General features: G+C 66.0%; 14 protein-coding genes. 6 read left to right on the top strand and 8 right to left on the bottom strand.

Annotation, left to right across the window (positions count from 1 at the left end):
* The first annotated feature begins 22 nt into the window (after positions 1–22).
* The 4 genes from CK498_RS01730 to CK498_RS01715 all read left to right on the top strand — a co-directional run bounded on the left by CK498_RS01730 (position 23) and on the right by CK498_RS01715 (position 5,605).
* Positions 23–1,096 (top strand): microcin C ABC transporter permease YejB, encoded by a 1,074-nt coding sequence (locus tag CK498_RS01730; RefSeq protein ID WP_095619128.1) that lies wholly within the window; start codon positions 23–25, stop codon positions 1,094–1,096.
* 4 nt (positions 1,097–1,100) lie between these two features.
* A complete protein-coding gene (locus tag CK498_RS01725; RefSeq protein WP_095619127.1) occupies positions 1,101–2,189 on the top strand; it encodes an ABC transporter permease in 1,089 nt (362 codons plus the stop codon).
* Positions 2,182–3,777, top strand: coding sequence for an ABC transporter ATP-binding protein (locus CK498_RS01720; RefSeq protein WP_095619126.1), 1,596 nt, complete (start codon positions 2,182–2,184; stop codon positions 3,775–3,777). The genes CK498_RS01725 and CK498_RS01720 overlap by 8 nt, the downstream gene beginning before the upstream one ends.
* A gap of 70 nt (positions 3,778–3,847) precedes the next feature.
* A complete protein-coding gene (locus CK498_RS01715; protein WP_095619125.1) occupies positions 3,848–5,605 on the top strand; it encodes a sensor domain-containing diguanylate cyclase in 1,758 nt (585 codons plus the stop codon).
* Here the strand turns inward: CK498_RS01715 and CK498_RS01710 are convergent.
* Both CK498_RS01710 and CK498_RS01705 read right to left on the bottom strand, forming a co-directional pair.
* The gene (locus tag CK498_RS01710) at positions 5,602–6,300 is read right to left on the bottom strand and encodes a pseudouridine synthase (RefSeq protein ID WP_095619124.1); all 699 of its coding nucleotides are present in this window, start codon (positions 6,298–6,300) and stop codon (positions 5,602–5,604) included. The genes CK498_RS01715 and CK498_RS01710 overlap by 4 nt on opposite strands.
* Positions 6,300–7,112, bottom strand: coding sequence for an amidohydrolase (locus CK498_RS01705; protein WP_095619123.1), 813 nt, complete (start codon positions 7,110–7,112; stop codon positions 6,300–6,302). Before CK498_RS01705 ends, CK498_RS01710 begins: the two co-directional genes overlap by 1 nt.
* 78 nt (positions 7,113–7,190) lie before the next feature.
* Here CK498_RS01705 and rarD point away from each other — a divergent pair, with 78 nt between their 5' ends.
* A complete protein-coding gene (gene rarD, locus CK498_RS01700) occupies positions 7,191–8,114 on the top strand; it encodes an EamA family transporter RarD (protein ID WP_095619122.1) in 924 nt (307 codons plus the stop codon).
* On the opposite strand, the gene CK498_RS01695 is transcribed toward rarD, so the two are convergent.
* The 6 genes from CK498_RS01695 to CK498_RS01670 all read right to left on the bottom strand — a co-directional run bounded on the left by CK498_RS01695 (position 8,060) and on the right by CK498_RS01670 (position 17,196).
* Positions 8,060–9,139 carry a hypothetical protein gene (locus CK498_RS01695; RefSeq protein WP_095619121.1) on the bottom strand — a complete coding sequence of 360 codons (1,080 nt, stop codon included), beginning with the start codon at positions 9,137–9,139 and terminating at the stop codon, positions 8,060–8,062. The two genes, rarD and CK498_RS01695, sit on opposite strands and share 55 nt — an antisense overlap.
* A gap of 173 nt (positions 9,140–9,312) precedes the next feature.
* On the bottom strand, positions 9,313–11,700 hold the full coding sequence (locus tag CK498_RS01690; protein WP_095619120.1) for an EAL domain-containing protein: 2,388 nt from the start codon (positions 11,698–11,700) through the stop codon (positions 9,313–9,315).
* Positions 11,701–11,722: 22 nt separating this feature from the next.
* Entirely contained in the window at positions 11,723–13,309 is a 1,587-nt protein-coding gene (locus CK498_RS01685; RefSeq protein ID WP_141246893.1) for a methyl-accepting chemotaxis protein, read from the bottom strand.
* A 160-nt stretch (positions 13,310–13,469) separates the two neighbouring features.
* Entirely contained in the window at positions 13,470–14,966 is a 1,497-nt protein-coding gene (locus tag CK498_RS01680; protein ID WP_095619119.1) for a CoA-acylating methylmalonate-semialdehyde dehydrogenase, read from the bottom strand.
* Between the two features lie 42 nt (positions 14,967–15,008).
* A complete protein-coding gene (locus tag CK498_RS01675) occupies positions 15,009–16,373 on the bottom strand; it encodes an aspartate aminotransferase family protein (RefSeq protein ID WP_176475685.1) in 1,365 nt (454 codons plus the stop codon).
* Positions 16,374–16,527: 154 nt separating this feature from the next.
* Positions 16,528–17,196 carry a DUF1028 domain-containing protein gene (locus CK498_RS01670; protein WP_095619117.1) on the bottom strand — a complete coding sequence of 223 codons (669 nt, stop codon included), beginning with the start codon at positions 17,194–17,196 and terminating at the stop codon, positions 16,528–16,530.
* Positions 17,197–17,708: 512 nt separating this feature from the next.
* Here CK498_RS01670 and CK498_RS01665 point away from each other — a divergent pair.
* Positions 17,709–19,286: an ABC transporter substrate-binding protein gene (locus tag CK498_RS01665; RefSeq protein ID WP_095619116.1), complete on the top strand. Its 1,578-nt coding sequence runs from the start codon at positions 17,709–17,711 to the stop codon at positions 19,284–19,286.
* The last annotated feature ends 38 nt before the right edge of the window (positions 19,287–19,324 follow it).

Genomic DNA, 19,324 nt, shown 5'->3' with positions numbered 1-19,324 from the left:
ACGCCTACCGGAAGGATGCCTCGTGGCTAGCTATACACTGCGCCGACTGCTGCTGATGATCCCCACCCTGCTGGGAATCATGCTACTCAACTTCATCATTGTGCAGGCCGCCCCAGGCGGTCCCATCGACCAGATGCTGGCGCGCTTCGAAGGCGTCGACAGCATGGCCAGCACGCGCCTCGACATGGGCGGCGCCGAGGTGGTGACCCGCGACGAATCGCGCGGCGCCCGCGGCATCGACCCACGCTTCATCGAACAGCTCGAGGCGCAGTTCGGCTTCGACCAGCCCGCCCATGTGCGTTTCGTCGGCATGCTGCGCGACTATGCCACCTTCGATTTCGGCAACAGTTTCTTCCGCGACCGACCGGTGGTGGAGCTGATGATCGAGCGCCTGCCGGTGTCGATCTCGCTGGGGCTGTGGACCACGCTGCTGGTCTACCTGATTTCGATCCCGCTGGGCATTCGCAAGGCGCTACATCACGGCTCGCGCTTCGACGTCTGGACCTCGGGGCTGGTCATCGTCGGCTATGCCATCCCCGGTTTCCTGTTCGCGATCCTGCTGATCGTGCTGTTCGCCGGCGGCAGCTACTGGGACCTGTTCCCGCTGCGCGGGCTGACCTCGCCGGACTTCGACGAGCTCTCGACGTGGGGCAAGATCAAGGACTACTTCTGGCACATCACGCTGCCGGTGGTGGCAATGACCATCGGCAGCTTCGCCACCCTGACCATGCTGACCAAGAACAGCTTCCTCGACGAGATCCACAAGCAGTACGTACTCACCGCCCGGGCCAAGGGCGCCAGCGACCGTCGCACGCTCTACGGCCATGTGTTCCGCAACGCCATGCTGATCATCATCGCCGGCCTGCCCGGGGCACTGATCACGATCTTCTTCACCGGCTCGCTGCTGATCGAGGTCATCTTCTCCCTCGAGGGGCTCGGCCTGCTCGGCTTCGAGGCGGTAATGCAGCGCGACTATCCGGTGATCTTCGGCACCCTCTACCTGTATACCCTGATCGGCCTGATCCTCAAGCTGATCTCCGACCTGACCTATGTGTGGGTCGACCCACGTATCGATTTCGAGACCCGGGAGTCCTGAGCCGATGTCACTACTCTCCCCCCAGTTCTCGCCGATCACCCGGCGCCGGCTCGAAGTGTTTCGCCGCAACCGTCGTGCGCGGGTCTCGCTGTGGATCTTCATGGCGCTGTTCGTGGTCAGCCTGTTCGCCGAACTGATCGCCAACGACAAGCCGATCGTCATGCAATTCGACGGCCAGTGGTACATGCCGCTGCTGGTCGACTATCCGGAGACCGAATTCGGCGGCTTCCTGCCCACCCGTACCGACTATCACGACCCCTTCGTGCAGGAGCAGATCGACACCCACGGCTGGGCGCTGTGGCCGCCCATCCCCTACTCCTACCAGACCCTCGACATGCAGATGATGCGGCCCTCGCCGGCCTCGCCGGATGCCCAGCACTGGCTGGGCACCGATGATCAGGGTCGCGACGTGCTGGCGCGGGTGATCTACGGCTTTCGGCTGTCGGTGGCCTTCGCCCTGGTGCTGACCGCCGGCTCACTGGTCGCCGGCGTGGTGATCGGCGGCATCCAGGGCTACTTCGGCGGCAAGACCGATCTGATCGGCCAGCGCCTCACCGAGATCTGGTCGGGGCTGCCGGTGCTGTTCCTGCTTATCATCCTGGCCAGCTTCGTGCAGCCCGGCTTCTGGTGGCTGCTGGGCATCATGCTGCTGTTCTCGTGGCTGGGGCTGGTCGACGTGGTGCGCGCCGAGTTCCTGCGCGCGCGCAACCTCGAGTACGTGCGCGCGGCCAAGGCCATGGGCCTGCCGTCGCGGCTGATCATGTGGCGCCACGTGCTGCCCAATGCCATGGTCGCGACCCTGACCTTCGTGCCGTTCCTGTTTACCGGTGCCATCACCACCCTCACCGCCCTCGACTTCCTGGGCTTCGGCCTGCCGCCAGGGGCGCCGTCGCTGGGCGAACTGGTGGCCCAGGGCAAGAATAACCTGCATGCACCGTGGCTGGGCATCACCGCCTTCGTCAGCCTGTCGCTGATGCTCTCGCTGCTGGTATTCATCGGTGAGGGGTTGCGTGACGCCTTCGACCCGCGCCATATCCAGCACGCCACTAGCGCCCAGCCAGGCACCGATACGAGGACCAAGGCTCATGCCTGATGACACCCTGCTGCGCCTCGATGAGCTGAGCATCGCCTTCGACGACATCACCGTGGTCGACCGATTGAGCCTCGAGGTTCGCCGCGGCGAAACCCTGGCCCTGGTTGGCGAATCCGGCTCGGGCAAGTCGGTCAGTGCGCTGGGCGCCATGCACCTGCTGCCCCCCAATGCGCGGATCAGCGGCAGCTACTTCCTCGGCGACACCGACCTGTCGCGCATGAAACCCCGTGACTGGCAGGGGCTGCGCGGCAACCGCGTCGGCTTCATCTTCCAGGAGCCGATGACCTCGCTCAATCCGCTGCATACCGTGGCCCGCCAGATCGGCGAGACGCTGCGCCTGCATCAGGGCCTCTCCGGGCGCGCCGCCCGGGCGCGCTGCCGCGAACTGCTCGAACAGGTCAAGCTGCCACGCCCCGATGAACTGCTCGATGCCTGGCCCCACCAGCTCTCCGGCGGCCAGCGCCAGCGGGTGATGATCGCCATGGCGATCGCCAATAACCCCGAGCTGCTGATCGCCGACGAGCCGACCACCGCGCTGGACGTCACCGTACAGCAGGAGATTCTGGCACTGCTCGCCGAGCTGCGCGACCATCACGGCATGGGCATGCTGTTCATCACCCACGACCTCAACCTGGTGCGCCGTCACGCCGACCGCGTGTGCGTGCTCTACCAGGGCCAGGTTCAGGAGACCGGCCCGGTGGCCGACGTCTTCCAGCAACCGCGCAGCGCCTATACCCGCACCCTGCTCGACGCCGAGCCCGAAGGGCGCCCGGCCCCGGCCGGCAGTCAGCCGCTACTGAGTGCCGAGAACCTGAGCGTGGCCTTCTCGCGCCCCAAGCGGCTGTTCTCGCGTCGCCCGCCGCCGTTCGTGGCGGTTCAGCCGCTGTCACTGCGGCTGGCCAGGGGGGAGACCCTGGGCATCGTCGGCGAATCCGGTTCGGGAAAGACCACCCTGGCCATGGCGCTGCTGCGCATGACACCCAGCCACGGCGAAGTGGTGTTCGAGGGCGAGCGCCTCGACCGCCTCAGCGGTAACGACTTGCGCCGCCGCCGGCGGCGCTTCCAGGTCGTCTTCCAGGATCCCTATGGTTCGCTCTCGCCGCGTCTGCCGGTGTCGGAGATCATCAGCGAAGGGTTGCGCTTTCATCACCCTGAGCTGAGTCGCGACGAGGTCGAACGACGAGTGCAGGCCACGCTCAAGGAGGTCGGCCTGCCGGCAAACTGTGCGGCACGCTACCCCCATGAGTTCTCCGGCGGCCAGCGCCAGCGTATCGCCGTGGCCCGGGCGATCATCCTCGAGCCTGAGCTGGTGGTGCTCGACGAACCGACCTCGGCCCTCGACCGCACCGTGCAGAAGCAGTTGGTGGAGCTGCTGCGCGACCTCCAGGCGCGCCGTGGGCTGAGCTACCTGTTCATCAGCCACGACCTGGCGGTGGTCAGGGCCGTCGCCCATCGGATAATGGTGCTCAAGGAAGGCGACGTCGTCGAGGAAGGCAGCTGCGAGCAGGTGCTGGCCGCGCCGCGCCACGCCTACACCCAGGCGCTGGTGGCCGCGGCCGGGCTGATGCCTAGCGCCGAAGGTGCATAGGCCTGCCATCGCGACTCGGCTCGCCCCCTCGCCTATACTCGGCGCTACGCCACGAGTCGATGAATGCCCGATGCCCCGTATTCTGTTTTTGCTGCTGGCCGCGTGCTGCCTGATCCTGCCCCATAGTGCCTCGGCAGCGACTGCTCCGCCCAAGGACCTTTCCGGCTGGGAGTGGCGCTGGGGGGACTCTCCGCTCGATGCCGCTGGCAGGCCGACGTGGCGCCAAGACAACGCCGCCGAGGGCTGGCAGGAGATCGGCTTCCCCTCCAATCCCCCCGCACGATCGGGACAGCAGCACCTATGGCTGCGCACCACCTTGCCCGATGGCGACTGGCGTGATCCGGTGATCTATATCTACAGCATCGACCTCATCGCCCAGTTCTTCCTGGATGGCGAGCTGCTCTATCAATACGGCGAGTTCGATGACCAGGGCCGCGGCACTTTCGCCGGCTGGCCCTGGCACATGATCGAGCTACCCGAGGGCTTCGCCGGCAAGCCCCTCCATGTCCGGGTCTTCTCCGACTACACCGACATCGGCCTATGGGGAGAGGTCAAGCTGATGGATCGTCTGGACGTACTGAGCATGGTCGTGAAGCGCTCCCTGGACGATGTGATCATCAGTGCCTTCTCGCTGCTGCTGGCGCTATTGGCGGCGACCTTCGCGGCGATCGGTACTCAGCGCCGCAGCCTGGCCGCCGTCGCGCTCTTCTCGCTGGCCGCCGGCGGCATGATTCTCGCCGAGACCCAGGTCAGTCAGCTGATGCTGAACCAGCCACTGCTATGGGATGGCATCGCCGCCAACGGCTATTTCACCCTCCCCGTGGCCATGGGGCTGCTACTTGCCCACTGGCTGGAGGGATGGCCCCGCCGCTGGATGCAGCGCTTGTGGCAGCTGCATCTGGTCTACCTGGTGGGCGCTCTGGGGGGCATCCTGAGCGGTTTGGTGAGCGTATCCAGCACCTTCCCGCCCTTCGACCTGATGCTGGCCATGACCCTGCCGCTGATGCTGACCCTGGCCAGCTGGCGAGTCGCCCACCTCGGCACCGAGCAGCGCTGGATCATCGTCGCTTTCACACTCATGGCCATCCTGCTGCTGCTGGACATGGCGGTGGCCCATGGCCTGCTGGGCTGGCGCCAGGTGCCGGTCAGCCTGGGACTGCTGGCCTTCTCGCTGGCCATCGTGGGGATCTCACTGTGGCACTATCGCAACACCCAGTATCAGCTGGCACGCCTCAATCATCAGCTGGAGGCACAAGTGAAGGCGCGCACCGCGGAACTCGACCTGCTGGTGCAAAAGCTCGAGGGCTACTCCTATACGGATCCTCTCACCGGCCTCAAGAACCGCCGCTATTTCGATGAGCTGATGCAGCATGAGGCGACCCGTGCCGACCGCGAGGGCACGCCCTTGTCACTGGTGATGATCGATCTGGATCACTTCAAGCAGATCAACGACCGTTACGGTCACGAGGCGGGCGACAGCGTACTCGCGACCATCGCGCTGTTGCTGCAGGAGCACTTCCGCGGCGCCGACGTGGTCTGCCGACTGGGCGGCGAGGAGTTCGTTGCTCTACTGCCGGGCGCCACCACGCAGCAGGCCGAGAGCCGCGCCGCCGAACTGGTGGCGCGAGCACGCGACGTGAACCTGCAGCATGGCAACGTCCGACTGCCCAGCATCACTCTCTCCTGTGGCGTGGCCACTTATCCATGCCATGCTCCACACCCCGGCGAACTGCTCGGCTTGGCCGACAAGGCGCTCTACCAGGCCAAACATCAGGGACGCGACCGCAGCACCACCTGGTCCACCAACGCTGCGTCACCCGAGGGCTAGAAGGCGGCCACTTCCGCTGCCGTCAGCTCACGCCACTCCCCCGGCGCCAACTCGCCCAGCGCCAACGGCCCCACCGACTCGCGGTGCAACGCCTCGACGTGGTGGCCGATGGCGGCAAACATGCGCTTGACCTGATGGTACTTGCCCTCATAGAGGGTCAGCTCGGCCTCGTGCGGGGCACGCATCGCAAGCTCGGCCGGCCGCGTCAGTTTTTCCTCGCCGTCGAGCTGTATGCCCTCGGCAAAGTCGCGCTGCGCCTCGGCCAGCGCCTCACCCTCCAGCGCGTCGCTGAGCGTGACCCGATAGACCTTGCCGCAGCGGCGCTTGGGCGAGGTAACGAGGTGCGACCACTGGCCGTCGTCGCTGAGCAGCACCAGGCCTGTGGTATCCACATCGAGACGCCCCACCGTCTGCAGCCGCTCGACATTGGGCAGCTCGATCAGCTCGCGAACCAGCGGGTAGAGCCCACGCCTCGCGCTGCACTCGACTCCGGCCGGCTTGTGCAGCATGACATAGCGTAGTCCTACCAGCGCCAGGCGCCGGCCCAGCCAGCGTACCTCGCTGTCGGCATCGACCTGAGTCGCCGGGTTCTTGGTCACCTGGCCATCGACGCTGACCTCTTCGCGGTGCAGCGCCTTCTTGGCCAGGCTGCGGGTCAGGTCGGTGGTATCGGCGAGAAACTTGTCGAGGCGCATCAGCGTGGGATCTCATTGAGCAGGGTAAAGGGGTCGGCATCCTGCCATGCCGGGAAGGCCTGGCGAAAGTCCTCCAGTGCCTGGCGTTCAAGATGCTCAGTGCGCAGGAAGGGGCGATCGCGCGGCTCGTCGATCAGTGCCTCGCCCTTGAAGTCGACGAGCATCGAGTCGCCGGCATAGGCGAGCCCCTTGGCATCCTCGCCGACGCGATTGACGCCAACCACGTAACACAGGTTCTCGATGGCCCGGGCCTGCAGCAGGGTACGCCAGGGGTGGCGGCGTGGCGCCGGCCAGTTGGCCACGCACAGCAGCGCATCGTATTCGAATCCGCTGGGCGTGGGCTGCTGGCGTAACCAGACCGGAAAGCGCAGGTCGTAACAGACGCTGAGCAGCAGGCGAAAGCCGTTGAGTTCCACCACCACCCGCTGCTCGCCCATGCCATAGCGCTCATGTTCGCCAGCCATGCGAAACAGATGGCGCTTGTCATAGTGGCTCAGGCTGCCGTCGGGGCGCGCCCAGATCAGCCGATTGTAGTACTCCCCCGCCTCGACCACCGCCACGCTGCCGGTCATCACGCAGTCGCGCTGACGAGCCTGCTCGCGCAGCCAGGCCACGCTATGGCTGTCGGCCATTGGCTCGGCCATCTCACGCGAGTTCATGGTAAAGCCGGTGGCAAACATCTCCGGCAGCACGATCAGGTCGGTGTCGCGCGCGTCCAGTTCGCCGAGCAGCTCCTCGAGCATTCGGCAGTTGTCCAGCGGCGCCTCCCAGCGCAGATCGCACTGCACCAGGGTGGTTCGCAGCGTTGACACTAGGCACCTCCTTGCATCCCGTAGGCCTAGGGTTTTGGCACGGCTATGGTAGATTAGTGCTTTGCTTTCGAGGTCATCATGCCACCGACGTCCCACACTCGTCACACCCCTTTCAGCGAGGCTACCCAGGGGACCCTGTTCGGGCTCGGCGCCTACACCATGTGGGGCTGCTTCCCGCTGTTCTTCGCGCTGTTCGACGGCGTGCCGGCCTGGGAGATTCTGATTCACCGGATCGTCTGGTCATGCCTGTTCCTGCTCGGCCTGATCGCCGTGCTCGGCCGCTTCACGCCGCTACGCCTGGCGCTGGGTGAACCGCGGCGACTGGGCCGCGTGCTCGGCTGCGCACTGCTGATCGCCCTCAACTGGGTGATCTTTATCTACGCCGTGGAGAGCCGCCAAGTGCTGCAGGCCAGCCTCGGCTACTTTCTTACGCCGCTGGTCAACGTGGGGCTGGGAATGCTGGTGCTGCGCGAGCGAATGGCACCGCTACAGGGCGTGGCGGTGGGCCTGGCCAGCGTGGCCATCGCCATCCAACTGATTGGGCTGGGAGAGTTGCCGTGGATCACCCTGGTACTGGCCTTCTCGTTCGGCACCTACGGCCTGCTGCGCAAGCAGGTGCCGCTGGATGGTCTGTCAGGCCTGTTCGTTGAAACGCTACTGCTGCTGCCGCTGGCACTGCTGGCACTCGGCTGGCTGACCCACCTCGACGTCTCGCACTTCCTCAGCGAGGCGCGTCATACCGGGCTGCTGATCGCCAGCGGGGTGATCACCGCCCTGCCCCTGCTGGCGTTTGCCGGGGCCGCACGACGCCTGCGCCTGGCCACCCTGGGTTTCCTGATGTACATCAACCCGACCATTCAGTTCTTCATCGCCCTGCTGATCTTCGGCGAGACGATCACGCCGCTGCAGCTGGCGACCTTCGTACTCATCTGGATCGGCCTGGCGCTTTACTCCTGGTCGGCCTGGCAGGGTCGCTCGGATGGCGCGCCGCGGGCCGCCTGAGCGGTATCGGCGAGATAGTCGAGCAGCGTATCCAGCACCTGCATGGTCGGCACCACGCCCTGGTGGATTGGCGCCTCACTGGCACCACCGCCGACCACCGCCGCGGCGAAGCTCTGCCGGTAGAGCGCCACCGCACTGTCGTCGGAGCGATCCTCTAGCGCGTCGAGGCCAGCGGCGGCGAGCCCATCGGGATCATCGGCCGGCAACGTCACCAGGCAGTGGTGCAGCCCCTGCTCGTTGACCCCGAAACAGCGCCGAGAGCCCAGCACCCGCCACTGCATCATGCGTAGCCGAGTGACGCGGCGCAGCTGCTCCACCCGCGGGTCCTGCTGCAGCCACTGATTGGCCAGGCGACCGTTGATGCGCCGCCCCGGGGTGATGGCGTTGATCACCGGATAGAGGAAGCCGCGGCGCTGCACCATCCAGTCCAGCGCCGCATCCACCGGCACGCCGTGAGCCGGATCGGCGATCATTTCGCGTCGCGAGATGGCATTACGCACCGAGGCCACGCGCAGCTGGCAGGCGGCAGCGATCTCCACTGCCACCAGATAGCCAGGCGTATCGATCATGATCCCCAAGCGCACCGCGAGCTCGGGCTGACGATGAATCAGCGGGTCGAGCTTGAGCCGCAGCGCGGCCAGCCCCAGCAGGTGCTGCAGGCGGCGCAACGACGGCTTATCGTGCAGCTCAATCAGGGTGCTGGCATACATCACGAAGCTGACGAAATCGCTATAGGCTGCCCACTCAGCGTCATGCTGAGGCAGCCAGTCGCTCAGACTGACCTCACCACAGGCCAGCCGCCGCCAGGCCAGGGCCAGCTCGGGCATCTTGCCCAGGGCGTCACGCTGCGGGCTGCGCTCGCGTAACGCCGGTACGTGCAGCAATCGCTGCAGAGAGGGTCCGGCAAACCCACTCACCCACTGCACATCATCGATCAACTGCGCCGGCGCAAACAGCGCCTCGAGCGAATCTCCCAGCAGCGTGCTATCGAGTGCCAGTTTGGCGCTTTTCGCGGCCTGGAACATGCTGACTCCGTTAACAATCCCGGCCGGCCTTCTCCAGCAGGGTAACCATGACGACGGCGCACCTGACAGCGCCGAAAAGTAACATCGAGTGTCAATTAGGCCGCAGCTCGCGATCCTCAAGCGTATCCTGAAATATCTTGTAATATTAGTTAACGGCAGGGACAACGGAAACTTTAGCCTTTGCCATAGCGCTCGAGGAAATCATCGAAAGGCATGGGGCGTGCAAAATAGAAGCCCTGCACCACCTCGATACCCATCGACACCAGCCACTGCGCCTCTTCCTCCGTCTCGACGCCCTCGGCGACGATGCCCAGCCGCAGTGTCTGGCAGAATCCTACCAGCGCCGAGTAGGCATCCTGGGCGCGGCCGTGCTGTCCCGCCGCCTGCAGCAGCTCACGGTCGAGCTTGACGCTATTGAGCGGCAGCCGCTGGAGCAACTGGAAGGCGGTATGCCCGGTACCGAAGTCATCCAACGCCAGGCGCACGCCAAGGCGTCTCAGCCGGGTCATGGCCCGTTCGATATCGCCGAGATCGTGGAAATTGGCGTGCTCGGTGATCTCCAGCTCGATGCGCGCCGGATCGAGCTCCCGGGACTCGATGATATGGCCCAGCTGGGCCAGAAAGTCGTCGCGCCCCAACGTGCTGAGGGTGATATTGATGGCCAACACGAAGCCCTCGGGGAGCCGGATCCGGTGCGCCTCGAACCAGGCCAGCCCCTGCTCCATCACCCAGCGGTCGAGGGCCTCGTTGAGTCCCAGCGCATCGACGATCGGCAGAAATTCGCCGGGCATCACCTCGCCCAGCTGAGGGTGGCGCCAGCGAATCAGCAGTTCGCCGCCCACCAGACGGGCGTCATGCGGCGCCAGCTGCGGCTGAATCAGCAGATAGAACTGCTCGCTGTGCGACTCGAAGGCCTCACGCAGCGCATCCGAGAGCTTGCGATAGCGACTGCCCTGCGATTCGTCGTAGGGCGCGACCCGTGCCAGCGGCCGCTGCCAGCCCTCGCGCCCCAACTGATGCAAGCCATCCTCCAGCGCCGCCAGATAGGCCGGTAGATTGATCATCCGCGGCTGACACATCACCAGGCAGGCATACCACTCCAGGCGGCGATGACCGCCATCGAGCTGCGGTAGCGCCGCCAGCAGGCGATCCAGCTGAACCTCCGGATCGCCCTCGGCGTCGCTATCGATATGCCCCACCAGGGTAAGGTCGGGGTTCACATAGAGCTGCCACGCCTCTGGCAGGCGCGGGAGAATCAGCGCCAGTTGCCCGCGCATCAATGACCAGGCGGCCTCATGCCCGAGCCGCTGGCGGAAATCATCCAACTGCGGCGCCTTGAGCATGAACAGCCAGCCGCTGAACACCCGCTCAGGCTTGGCCAGCGCCGCCGCCTCCAGGGCCTGGCGGGTGTGCAGGCCGGTGCGCCGGTCGACCAGCAGCCGCTGGCGTTGACGCAACATCCGCCAGCGCAGCCAGCCCAGCACCACCAGGCTCGCCAGTAGCAGCGTTGCCAGCCCGGCCACCAGCCACTGCAGCTGGTGGGACATGCCGGTACGCGCGCTGATATAGCGCTCGACGTTGAGCCACTCGATATCATCGCTGCCCGCCGCCCGCTGGCGCCAGCGTGCGTCGAGCAGATAGCGGTAGCTGCTTACTTCCTGTATCACCGGCAGCTGGTCATGGGCGTGGCTGAGCAGCGAATCGACCAGCAGTTGGGCAACCCGCTCGATGTCGAGCACCGCGCCGCCGGCACAGCCCAGTGCGATCTGGTACGGCAGGTGGCAGAAGACCGCTATGCCGCGCGCCTCCAGCTGGTTCAACCAGGCGCGCCGCTCGACGTCGATATCGGAAGCCCCCATGGTCTGACCTTCGACCAGATAGACCTGGGTGCCAGGCGGAGCGGCACGGTATGCCTCAGTCACCTGCTCGGGATTCCACTCCCAGAGCACGTCGAACAGTTCGACCTGATCGTTTGCGGCAATTGCCTCGAGCATCGATCGAGTCAGGCTGTGTCCTACCGGCGTACGGTCCCCCAGCACCAGCAGCGGCAGCGGTGCACCGAACAGTTCGGCCAGAAACGCCAGTGAACGGCGCTCCACCGGCTGGGTAGCCACCAGGCGTACGCCGCGATAGGTCGCCGGCCCCCAAAGGGCAGGGTCATTGATGCCCGCCGCCACTACGCGGCGTGGATTGCCCAGCGCGTCTGGGAAATCGAGATAGAAACGCAGGGCAGCGTCATCGAGCAGGATGAGATGCTCGGCAGGCGCTGACGCAAGGCGTCCGGCAAGACGCGAACGGTGCAGCGCAAAGGCCTCGCTCTCATCGATGCGTCGCGCATCCAGGTAGTCGACGCTAAGCGCCAGGCCGTCATCGCGGCGCTCCACCGCCGCCCCGATATGCGCGACCAGATCATCGGTCCAGGGATTGCCCTGGTGATAGGACGCCAGCACCTGGACATCCTGGGCCAGGGCCGGCAGCCACGCCGCACTGAACAGCAGTCCCAGCAGGCTGCCGGCCAGCCGTGACCCGACCGCTCCCCGCGGCATCCCCTGCCTATGCATGCCGCGCCTCCTCGATGTGCCATCAACCCGCCGCAGGCTGGTAACCGATACGAAAACCGCCCCAGTGGCGCCCCTGCACGAAGATCGGCACCGACAGATCGTGCATCACCTCGCCAGTATCACGCTTGTAGGTTTGCAGTAGTAAAGGCTTTTGGTGCGCCCCGCAGCGGCGGCCGGTTGGATCGTCGAAGATCCGTTTGCTGCGGCTGTAGTGTAGATCATGCTGATAGTCGCCGGTGGCTGGCAGGCTGACGCGACGATTGTGGGTCGGCACATAGCCACGGCGATCGCAGGTGATGGCGTAGGCCAGGTCGAGAGCGTCGAGTAGTGGCTCCTGGATAGCCGGCAGATGGCGATCGGTGAATTGATCATAGTGGGTCTGGTACTTGGTCGGCCGGGTATCGGGCAGCGGCACATAGGACTCGGAGAACAGCTGCTCGAGGCTCATCTCGCCACGCTTGATGGCCTGCTCGAACAGCTTGCCGATCTGCTCGGCGCTGCGCCGCGCGGCCTGCAGCACTTGCTGATGGCGACCGTCGAGGCGCTGCAGGGCGAGTTCAGCGTCGACGCCCTCGGCGGCATCCATCAGCGCGCGCGCCTGCTCGGCCAGGTCATGCATGTCACGGGTGCTGGCCGCGGTGTCGACGTCGAGCTGCTGCAGGGTGGTGGCGATCTGCTGGCTGTGGCCATTGGTATCGGCCATCGCCTCGGCGATGCTGCCGATCTGCGCCTCGACGCTGTCGACATGCTGGGTGACATCGGCGAGCTGCTGGCCGACCGTTTCGACCTCCCGGGCGCGATCGCCGACCCGCTGCATCAAGTGGCCGATGGTCTCCACCACCCGCTGGCTGCTGTCGCCGATTTCGCCGACCAGGCTCTCGACCTGACGAGTGGCGTCTGCGGTGCGGCCCGCCAGCTCGCGCACCTCACCGGCCACCACCGCGAAGCCACGGCCATGTTCACCGGCCCTGGCCGCCTCGATGGAGGCATTCAGCGACAGCAGGTTGGTCTGCTCGGCGATATCCTCGATCAACGCAGTCACGTGGCGCACGCTATCGCTCTTGGTGCTGAGCGTAGTCAGCAGTCCCAGCGCCTCCTCGGAGCGCGCCGCCAGGGCGCGCATCTCCTCGATCACCTGGGTCAGGGCATCACGACTGGCGGCATTGGAGACCCGCGACTGTCCGGCGAGCTCGGCGACCTGCTGGGCGCTGCGGGTGACCTGCTCGATGGCCGCGGTGATCGCCTGCATGCTGGCCACCGCCTCCTTGACCACCTGGTCCTGGCGCGCCAGGCGCTGATCCATGCGGTCGGCATGGTGCGACACCTCGGCCGAGGCGATCGCCGTGCGGCTGGCGCGGCCCATCAGACGATAGGCCATCGCCTTGAGTGAGCGATAGTCGGCCAGCGGCGACGCACCAGGCGCTCCGCCGGCGGCCGGTTCCTCGCCTGCGGCGTAGACCGCATAGCTCCTCGCCAGTACCAGCCCGGCGCCACTCAGTGCCGCCATCAAAAGCGCCAGCGCCAATGCCCAGCCGGCCTGAAACGACGCCCCCAGCCACCCGGCGGCAAACAGCAGTAGACTCGCCCCTGCGCACACTAGCTTGCCCATGTTCACTCCTGCTTATTATTGTCGAGTCATGCAGGATATCGGCAATCATGGGCGTTTCTTGCTACGACATTGGCCGCATCGACCTAGGCCGTAGACGCGCGCAGGGCGCCCTGTCCTGACGACGGAGCGCCCCGCGAACCACCGATGCAACGCAGGCGGTTCAGCTGCCGCCGGAGGGGAAGGTGAACTCGGCGTGGGTCTTCTCGAAGGGTGCCGGCCAGCGCTGGCTGACGGCCTTGCGGCGGGTGTAGAAGCGCACCGCATCGGGGCCGTAGGCGTGCAGGTCGCCGAACAGCGAGCGTTTCCAGCCGCCGAAGCTGTGGTATGCCACCGGCACCGGCAGTGGCACGTTGATACCCACCATGCCGACCTGGATCTGGTCGGCAAAGCGCCGCGCCGCTTCGCCATCACCGGTGAACAAGCAGGTACCGTTGCCGTATTCGTGAGCGTTGATCAGCGCGATGGCTGCATCCAGGCTGTCGACCCTGACCACGCACAGCACCGGGCCGAAGATCTCCTCCTGGTAGATGCGCATGTCGGCACTGACCTTGTCGAACAGGCAACCACCGATGAAGAAGCCCTGCTCGTGGCCCGGCACGGTCAGGCCACGGCCATCGGCGACCAGCTCGGCGCCGGCGGCCACGCCGTCGTCGATGAAACCGAGCACCTTGTCGCGATGCTCGGCGGTAACCAGCGGCCCCATGTCGAGGCCGGGCTGGGTGCCGGCACCGATCTTCAGCGCATCGATCTTGGGCCGCAGCGCCTCGATCAGCCGCTCGGCGGTCTCATCGCCGACGCAGACCGCCACCGAGATCGCCATACAGCGCTCGCCGCAGCTGCCGTAGGCGGCCCCCATCAGGGTATTGGCGGCGTTGTCGATATCGGCATCGGGCAGCACCACGGCGTGGTTCTTGGCCCCGCCCAGTGCCTGCACCCGCTTGCCGTTGGCACAGCCGCGGGAGTAGATCGCCTCGGCGATCGGCGTCGAGCCGACGAAAGACAGTGCCTCCACGTCCGGTGCGTCGAGCAGCGCCTCGACCGCTTCGCGGCCGCCGTGAACGACGTTGATCACGCCCTTGGGCGCGCCGGCCTCCTCGAGCAGCTCGGCGATCGCCAGCGCCGAGGTGGGGTCCTTCTCCGAGGGCTTGAGGATGAAGGTGTTGCCGCAGGCGATGGCCATGGGATACATCCACAGCGGCACCATCGCCGGGAAGTTGAACGGCGTGATGCCGGCCACCACGCCCAGCGGCTGGAAGTTCGACCAGGCATCGATGCTCGGCCCGACGTTATGCGAGTACTCGCCCTTGACCAGCTCCGGCACGCCGCAGGCGTATTCGACGTTCTCGATGCCGCGCTTGAGCTCGCCCAGCGCATCCTCGAGTACCTTGCCATGCTCCTCGCTGATCAGACGGGTAAGCCGCTCGGCGTTGTCCTCGAGCAACTGCTTGAAGCGAAACATCACCTGGGCGCGCTTGGCCGGCGGGGTGTCGCGCCAGGCGGGAAAGGCCGCCTTGGCCGCGGCAACGGCCTGCTCGACGGTAGTGCCATCGGCGTCCGCCACCTGACGAATCACCGCACCTGTCGAGGGATTGGTGATGTCGAGATAGCGCTCGGCGGCGACGCGCTCACCGCCGATAAAATGGGTAACCTGTTCCATGCTGACTCCTGAAATACGTATATTGCTGCCTGAGCGCTGGGTTCAGGCAAGATGATCGAGGGTCGTGGCCACGGCATCGAAGAGCCGCTCGAGCTCATCGCCGGTGGTCGAGAACGGCGGACCGAACTGCAGGGTATCGCCACCGTAACGCACGTAGAAGCCGGCGTCCCATAGCGCTACCGCGGCATCGCGGGGACGTAGCGTGGGATCGCCGTCGCGTGGCGCCAGCTGCAGGGCGCCGGCCAGGCCGTAGTTGCGAATATCGACGATATGCCGCCGCCCCTGCAGGGCGTGCAGCTTGTCTTCGAAGAGCGGCGCGATGGCTGCCACCTGGGCCGGGAACTGTTCGCGCTCGAACAGCTCCAGCGCCGCCAGGCCCGCGGCACAGGCCACCGGGTGGCCGCTGTAGGTATAGCCATGGGGGAATTCGATGGCATGCTCGGCACCGCCGCCGTGCATGAAGGTGTCGAAGATCTCGCCCGAGGCGATCACCGCGCCCATCGGCACCGCGCCGTTGGTCAGCTGCTTGGCGACGTTCATGATATCCGGCGTGACGCCGAAAGCTTCGGCGCCGGTGGTGGCGCCACAGCGACCGAAGGCGGTGATCACCTCGTCGAAGATCAGCAGGATGTCGTGCTGGTCGCAGATCTGGCGCAGGCGCTGTAGATAGCCCTTGGGCGGCACGATGACCCCCGCCGAGCCCGACATCGGCTCGACGATCACCGCGGCGATGTTGGAGGCGTCATGCAGCGCGATCTGTTCGAGCAACGCATCGGCGAGCTCGGCGCCGGTCTCGGCCTGGCCGCGGGTAAAGGCGAGCTGTGGCTGCAGGGTGTGCGGCAAGTGAGTGACATCCATCAGCTGACCGTAGTGCTTGCGGTTGCCGCCGATGCCACCCAGGCTGGTGCCGCCGATATTGACCCCGTGATAGCCCTTGGCACGGCCGATCAGACGGGTTTTCTCCGGCTTGCCCTTGAGACGCCAGTACGCCTTGGCCATCTTGACCGAGGTGTCGGCGGCCTCGGAGCCGGAGTTGGTGAAGAATACGTGGTCGAGCCCCGCCGGCGTCAGGCTCGCGACCTTCTCCGCCAGCTCGAAGGCCAGCGGATGGCCGACCTGGAAGCCCGGCGCGAAGTCGAGGCTGCCCAGTTGCCGGGAAACCGCGTCGCGGATCTCCTCGCGGTTGTGGCCGGCGCCGCAGGTCCACAGCCCGGACAGCGAATCGAACAGCCGGCGGCCGTGGCGATCGATGAAGTAGCGCCCCTCGGCGCCGGTCACCATGCGCGGCTTGGCGTGAAAGTCGCGGTTGGCGGTAAACGGCATCCAGAAGGCGTGATTGAGCGCGGGGTCGGCGGTTGATTCGCTGCCAACCTGCTCGCGATAGAGCGGGGAATCGACGTTCAGCATGCTGGGCATCTCGTGTCGTGGCCTTGTGATCAGGCGTGTTGTTAGGATAGCCCCTAGCCTGGCCCCTGCATTGAGTTTTAAAAATTATAATCTTTCAACATTCGCGTATCGATTGACTCACGTGAATTCCCGTCTCTGATGCCACCCTGCTCGATCAGTGACGATGCGGGTCATTGGCCGTCGGCAGCCGCCCAAGAAAGGCCTGATAGTCGCGATCCTGGTCGACCCGCCGCTTGAGGGCCAGCAGCTCGACCACTGCATTCATGGCATCGTCGATGCGCAGGTCCAGCGGCAACCCCCCCGGCGCCCGCACCCTGAGTGCCGCCGAGCGCGTGCCGCGGGCATCGCCACCGGCGTCGCAGCCGGCGTTCAGCGCCGCGAGCAGCGCGGCGTCCAGGTTGTCGGCGTTTGCGCGGCTACGCCGATACGCCTCTATCATCAGCGTTCCGACCCGATCACTTGCCAGCATATTGCCGGCTACCACCACGCCCGGCTCGCGCAGTAGCGCGACCACCGGTACGTTGTATTCACCGCTCCAGCCGGCGCTGCGGCCCCGGGCATCCATCAGCGCGATCTGTCGCCAGGCGGCACCCTGGTCGTCGCGCTGGAGCGCTTCCACCACCTCCTCTACCGACATGCCGTCAGCCAACGCCGCCAAGCCCTGTTCGGCGGCCAGTACATTGGTGCTGTATCCCTGGGTGATTGCTGCCCCAACCCCAACACGCAGATGCGGCACGAAGGCACCCAGCGCCGGACCGCCGGTGGCGCAGGCGATGCCGTGGGCACCGCTGGCGTAGTCATATCCGATAATGCTGTAGGTCATTGCATCCCCCTCGACTCTGCATTACTTGGGTTGCCGGTGGCCCAGTGTTCCTACCTCCCAGCGGTTGCCCTATCGTCGGGAAATCCACCTTCCCGCCACCTCGTCCCAATAGGGTCATAAGCAAGTCTGCCTTCCCCACCCTAGGCGAGGGACGACAGGGGCGCAGGCGATGAAAGGGTCCGGCAGTGTAATCGCAGATGCTCGCTCGGGACTGATCCGTCGGCAGGCCTACGAGGGGGCGCTGTAAACCATCCCTGGGCGCTACCGATGCCATCCATGGCATCGACACCCCCTCTTCGACCTGCCCCCAGCGTCCCTCGCTATGAGCAAAGGCCCGGCTTCCCTCTTGCTCGGCAAATCCCCGTATCCACCTGTCTCACCCCGCGACTTGCATCGTGTTCTGGGCTATGCCATACCTAATGGGAGACATTTATCATGATAAATACAAAACACCTTCAGCGTAGCCGCTTGTGCTCACCCACGACAACCTCAACAACATCAGGAGAGGCACGATGATTCGCTCCCTCGCACTGCCCAAGGGCCTGGGTCTTTCGGCCCTGGCGCTGGCCGTGGCCGGCTTGAGCGCCCCGCTCGCCGCCCAGACCCCGCCCAACGTGCTGGTAGTCGGCCAGATCGCCGAGCCGCAGTCGCTGGACCCGGCCCAGGTCACCGCGGTCAACGACTTCCGCATCATGATGAACATGTACGACGGCCTGGTGCGCTACGCCGACGGCACCCTCGAGGTCGAGCCGGCGCTGGCCAGCGAGTGGCAGATCAGTGACGACGGCACCGTCTACACCTTCACCCTGCGCGACGACGTCAGCTTCCACGATGGCAGCGCCTTCGACGCCGAGGCGGTGGTGTTCCACTTCGAGCGCATGCTCGACGAGGAGCACCCCTACCACGACACTGGCCCGTTCCCGCTGGCGTTCTTCTTCGAGGCCATCGACAGCGTCGAGGCCAGCGGCGAGCACGAGGTCACCTTCACCCTTGACGAGCCCTATGCGCCCTTCCTCTCCAACCTCGCCTACCCCACCGGCCTGATCGTCTCGCCGGCGGCGGTGGAGGAGCACGGCGAGGACTTCGGCCGCAACCCCTCGGGCACCGGGCCCTTCCAGTTCGAGGAGTGGCAGAGCAACAGCCGCGTGGTGGCCAGCGCCAACCCCGACTACTGGGACGGCGCGCCGGCGCTGGAGGCGGTGGTGTTTCGGCCGATCACCGATGCCAACACCCGGGTCGCCGAGATGATGGCCGGCGGTATCGACCTGATGGTCGAGGTGCCACCGGACAACGTCGCCCAGTTCGCCGAGGACCCGATGTACCAGGTGTCCGAACAGGCCGGCCCGCACCTCTGGTTCCTGATCCTCAATACCAAGGAGGGCCCCTTCGCCGACCAGCGCATGCGCCAGGCGATCAACTACGCCATCGACAAGGCGTCGCTGGTCGACAATATCCTCGAGGGCACCGCCACGGTGGCCGCCGGCCCGATTCCGCCGGCCTTCGAGTGGGCCTACAACGAGGAGCTCGAACCCTACCCCTACGACCCGGAGCGCGCCCGCGAGCTGATCGCCGAGGCCGGCCACGAGGGCGCCGAGCTGACCTTCTACGTCACCGAGGGCGGCTCGGGGATGCTCGACCCAATCCCCATGGGCGCGGCGATCCAGGCTGACCTGGCCGACGTAGGCCTCGACGTCAGCATCGCGACCTACGAGTGGAACACCTTCCTCGGCGAGGTCAACCCGGGCCTCGAAGGCAAGGCCGACATGGCGCAGATGGCGTGGATGACCAACGACCCGGACACCCTGCCGTTCCTGGCCCTGCGCAGCGAGGCCATGCCCGACCAGGGCGGCTTCAACTCAGGCTACTACAGCAATCCGGAGGTCGACGCGCTGCTCGAGCAGGCCCGCCGCAGCGTCGACCAGGACGAGCGTGCCGCGCTCTACAAGGAGATGCAGGCCATCGTCCACGAGGACGCGCCCTGGGCCTTCGTCGCCAACTGGCAGCAGAACGCGGTGTCCAGCGCCGCGGTGGAGGGCTTCCGCCTGCAGCCGTCGTTCTTCCTGCTGCTCCACGAGGTCAGCAAGCCGTAAGCACGCCGTGCCCCGGGCAGGCACGCCTGCCCGGAGGC

The organism is Halomonas salipaludis (assembly GCF_002286975.1).
In the GTDB taxonomy this organism is placed as follows: domain Bacteria; phylum Pseudomonadota; class Gammaproteobacteria; order Pseudomonadales; family Halomonadaceae; genus Franzmannia; species Franzmannia salipaludis.
Note: the sequence above shows the minus strand (reverse complement) of the source record. Positions and strands in the feature narration are given on the sequence as shown.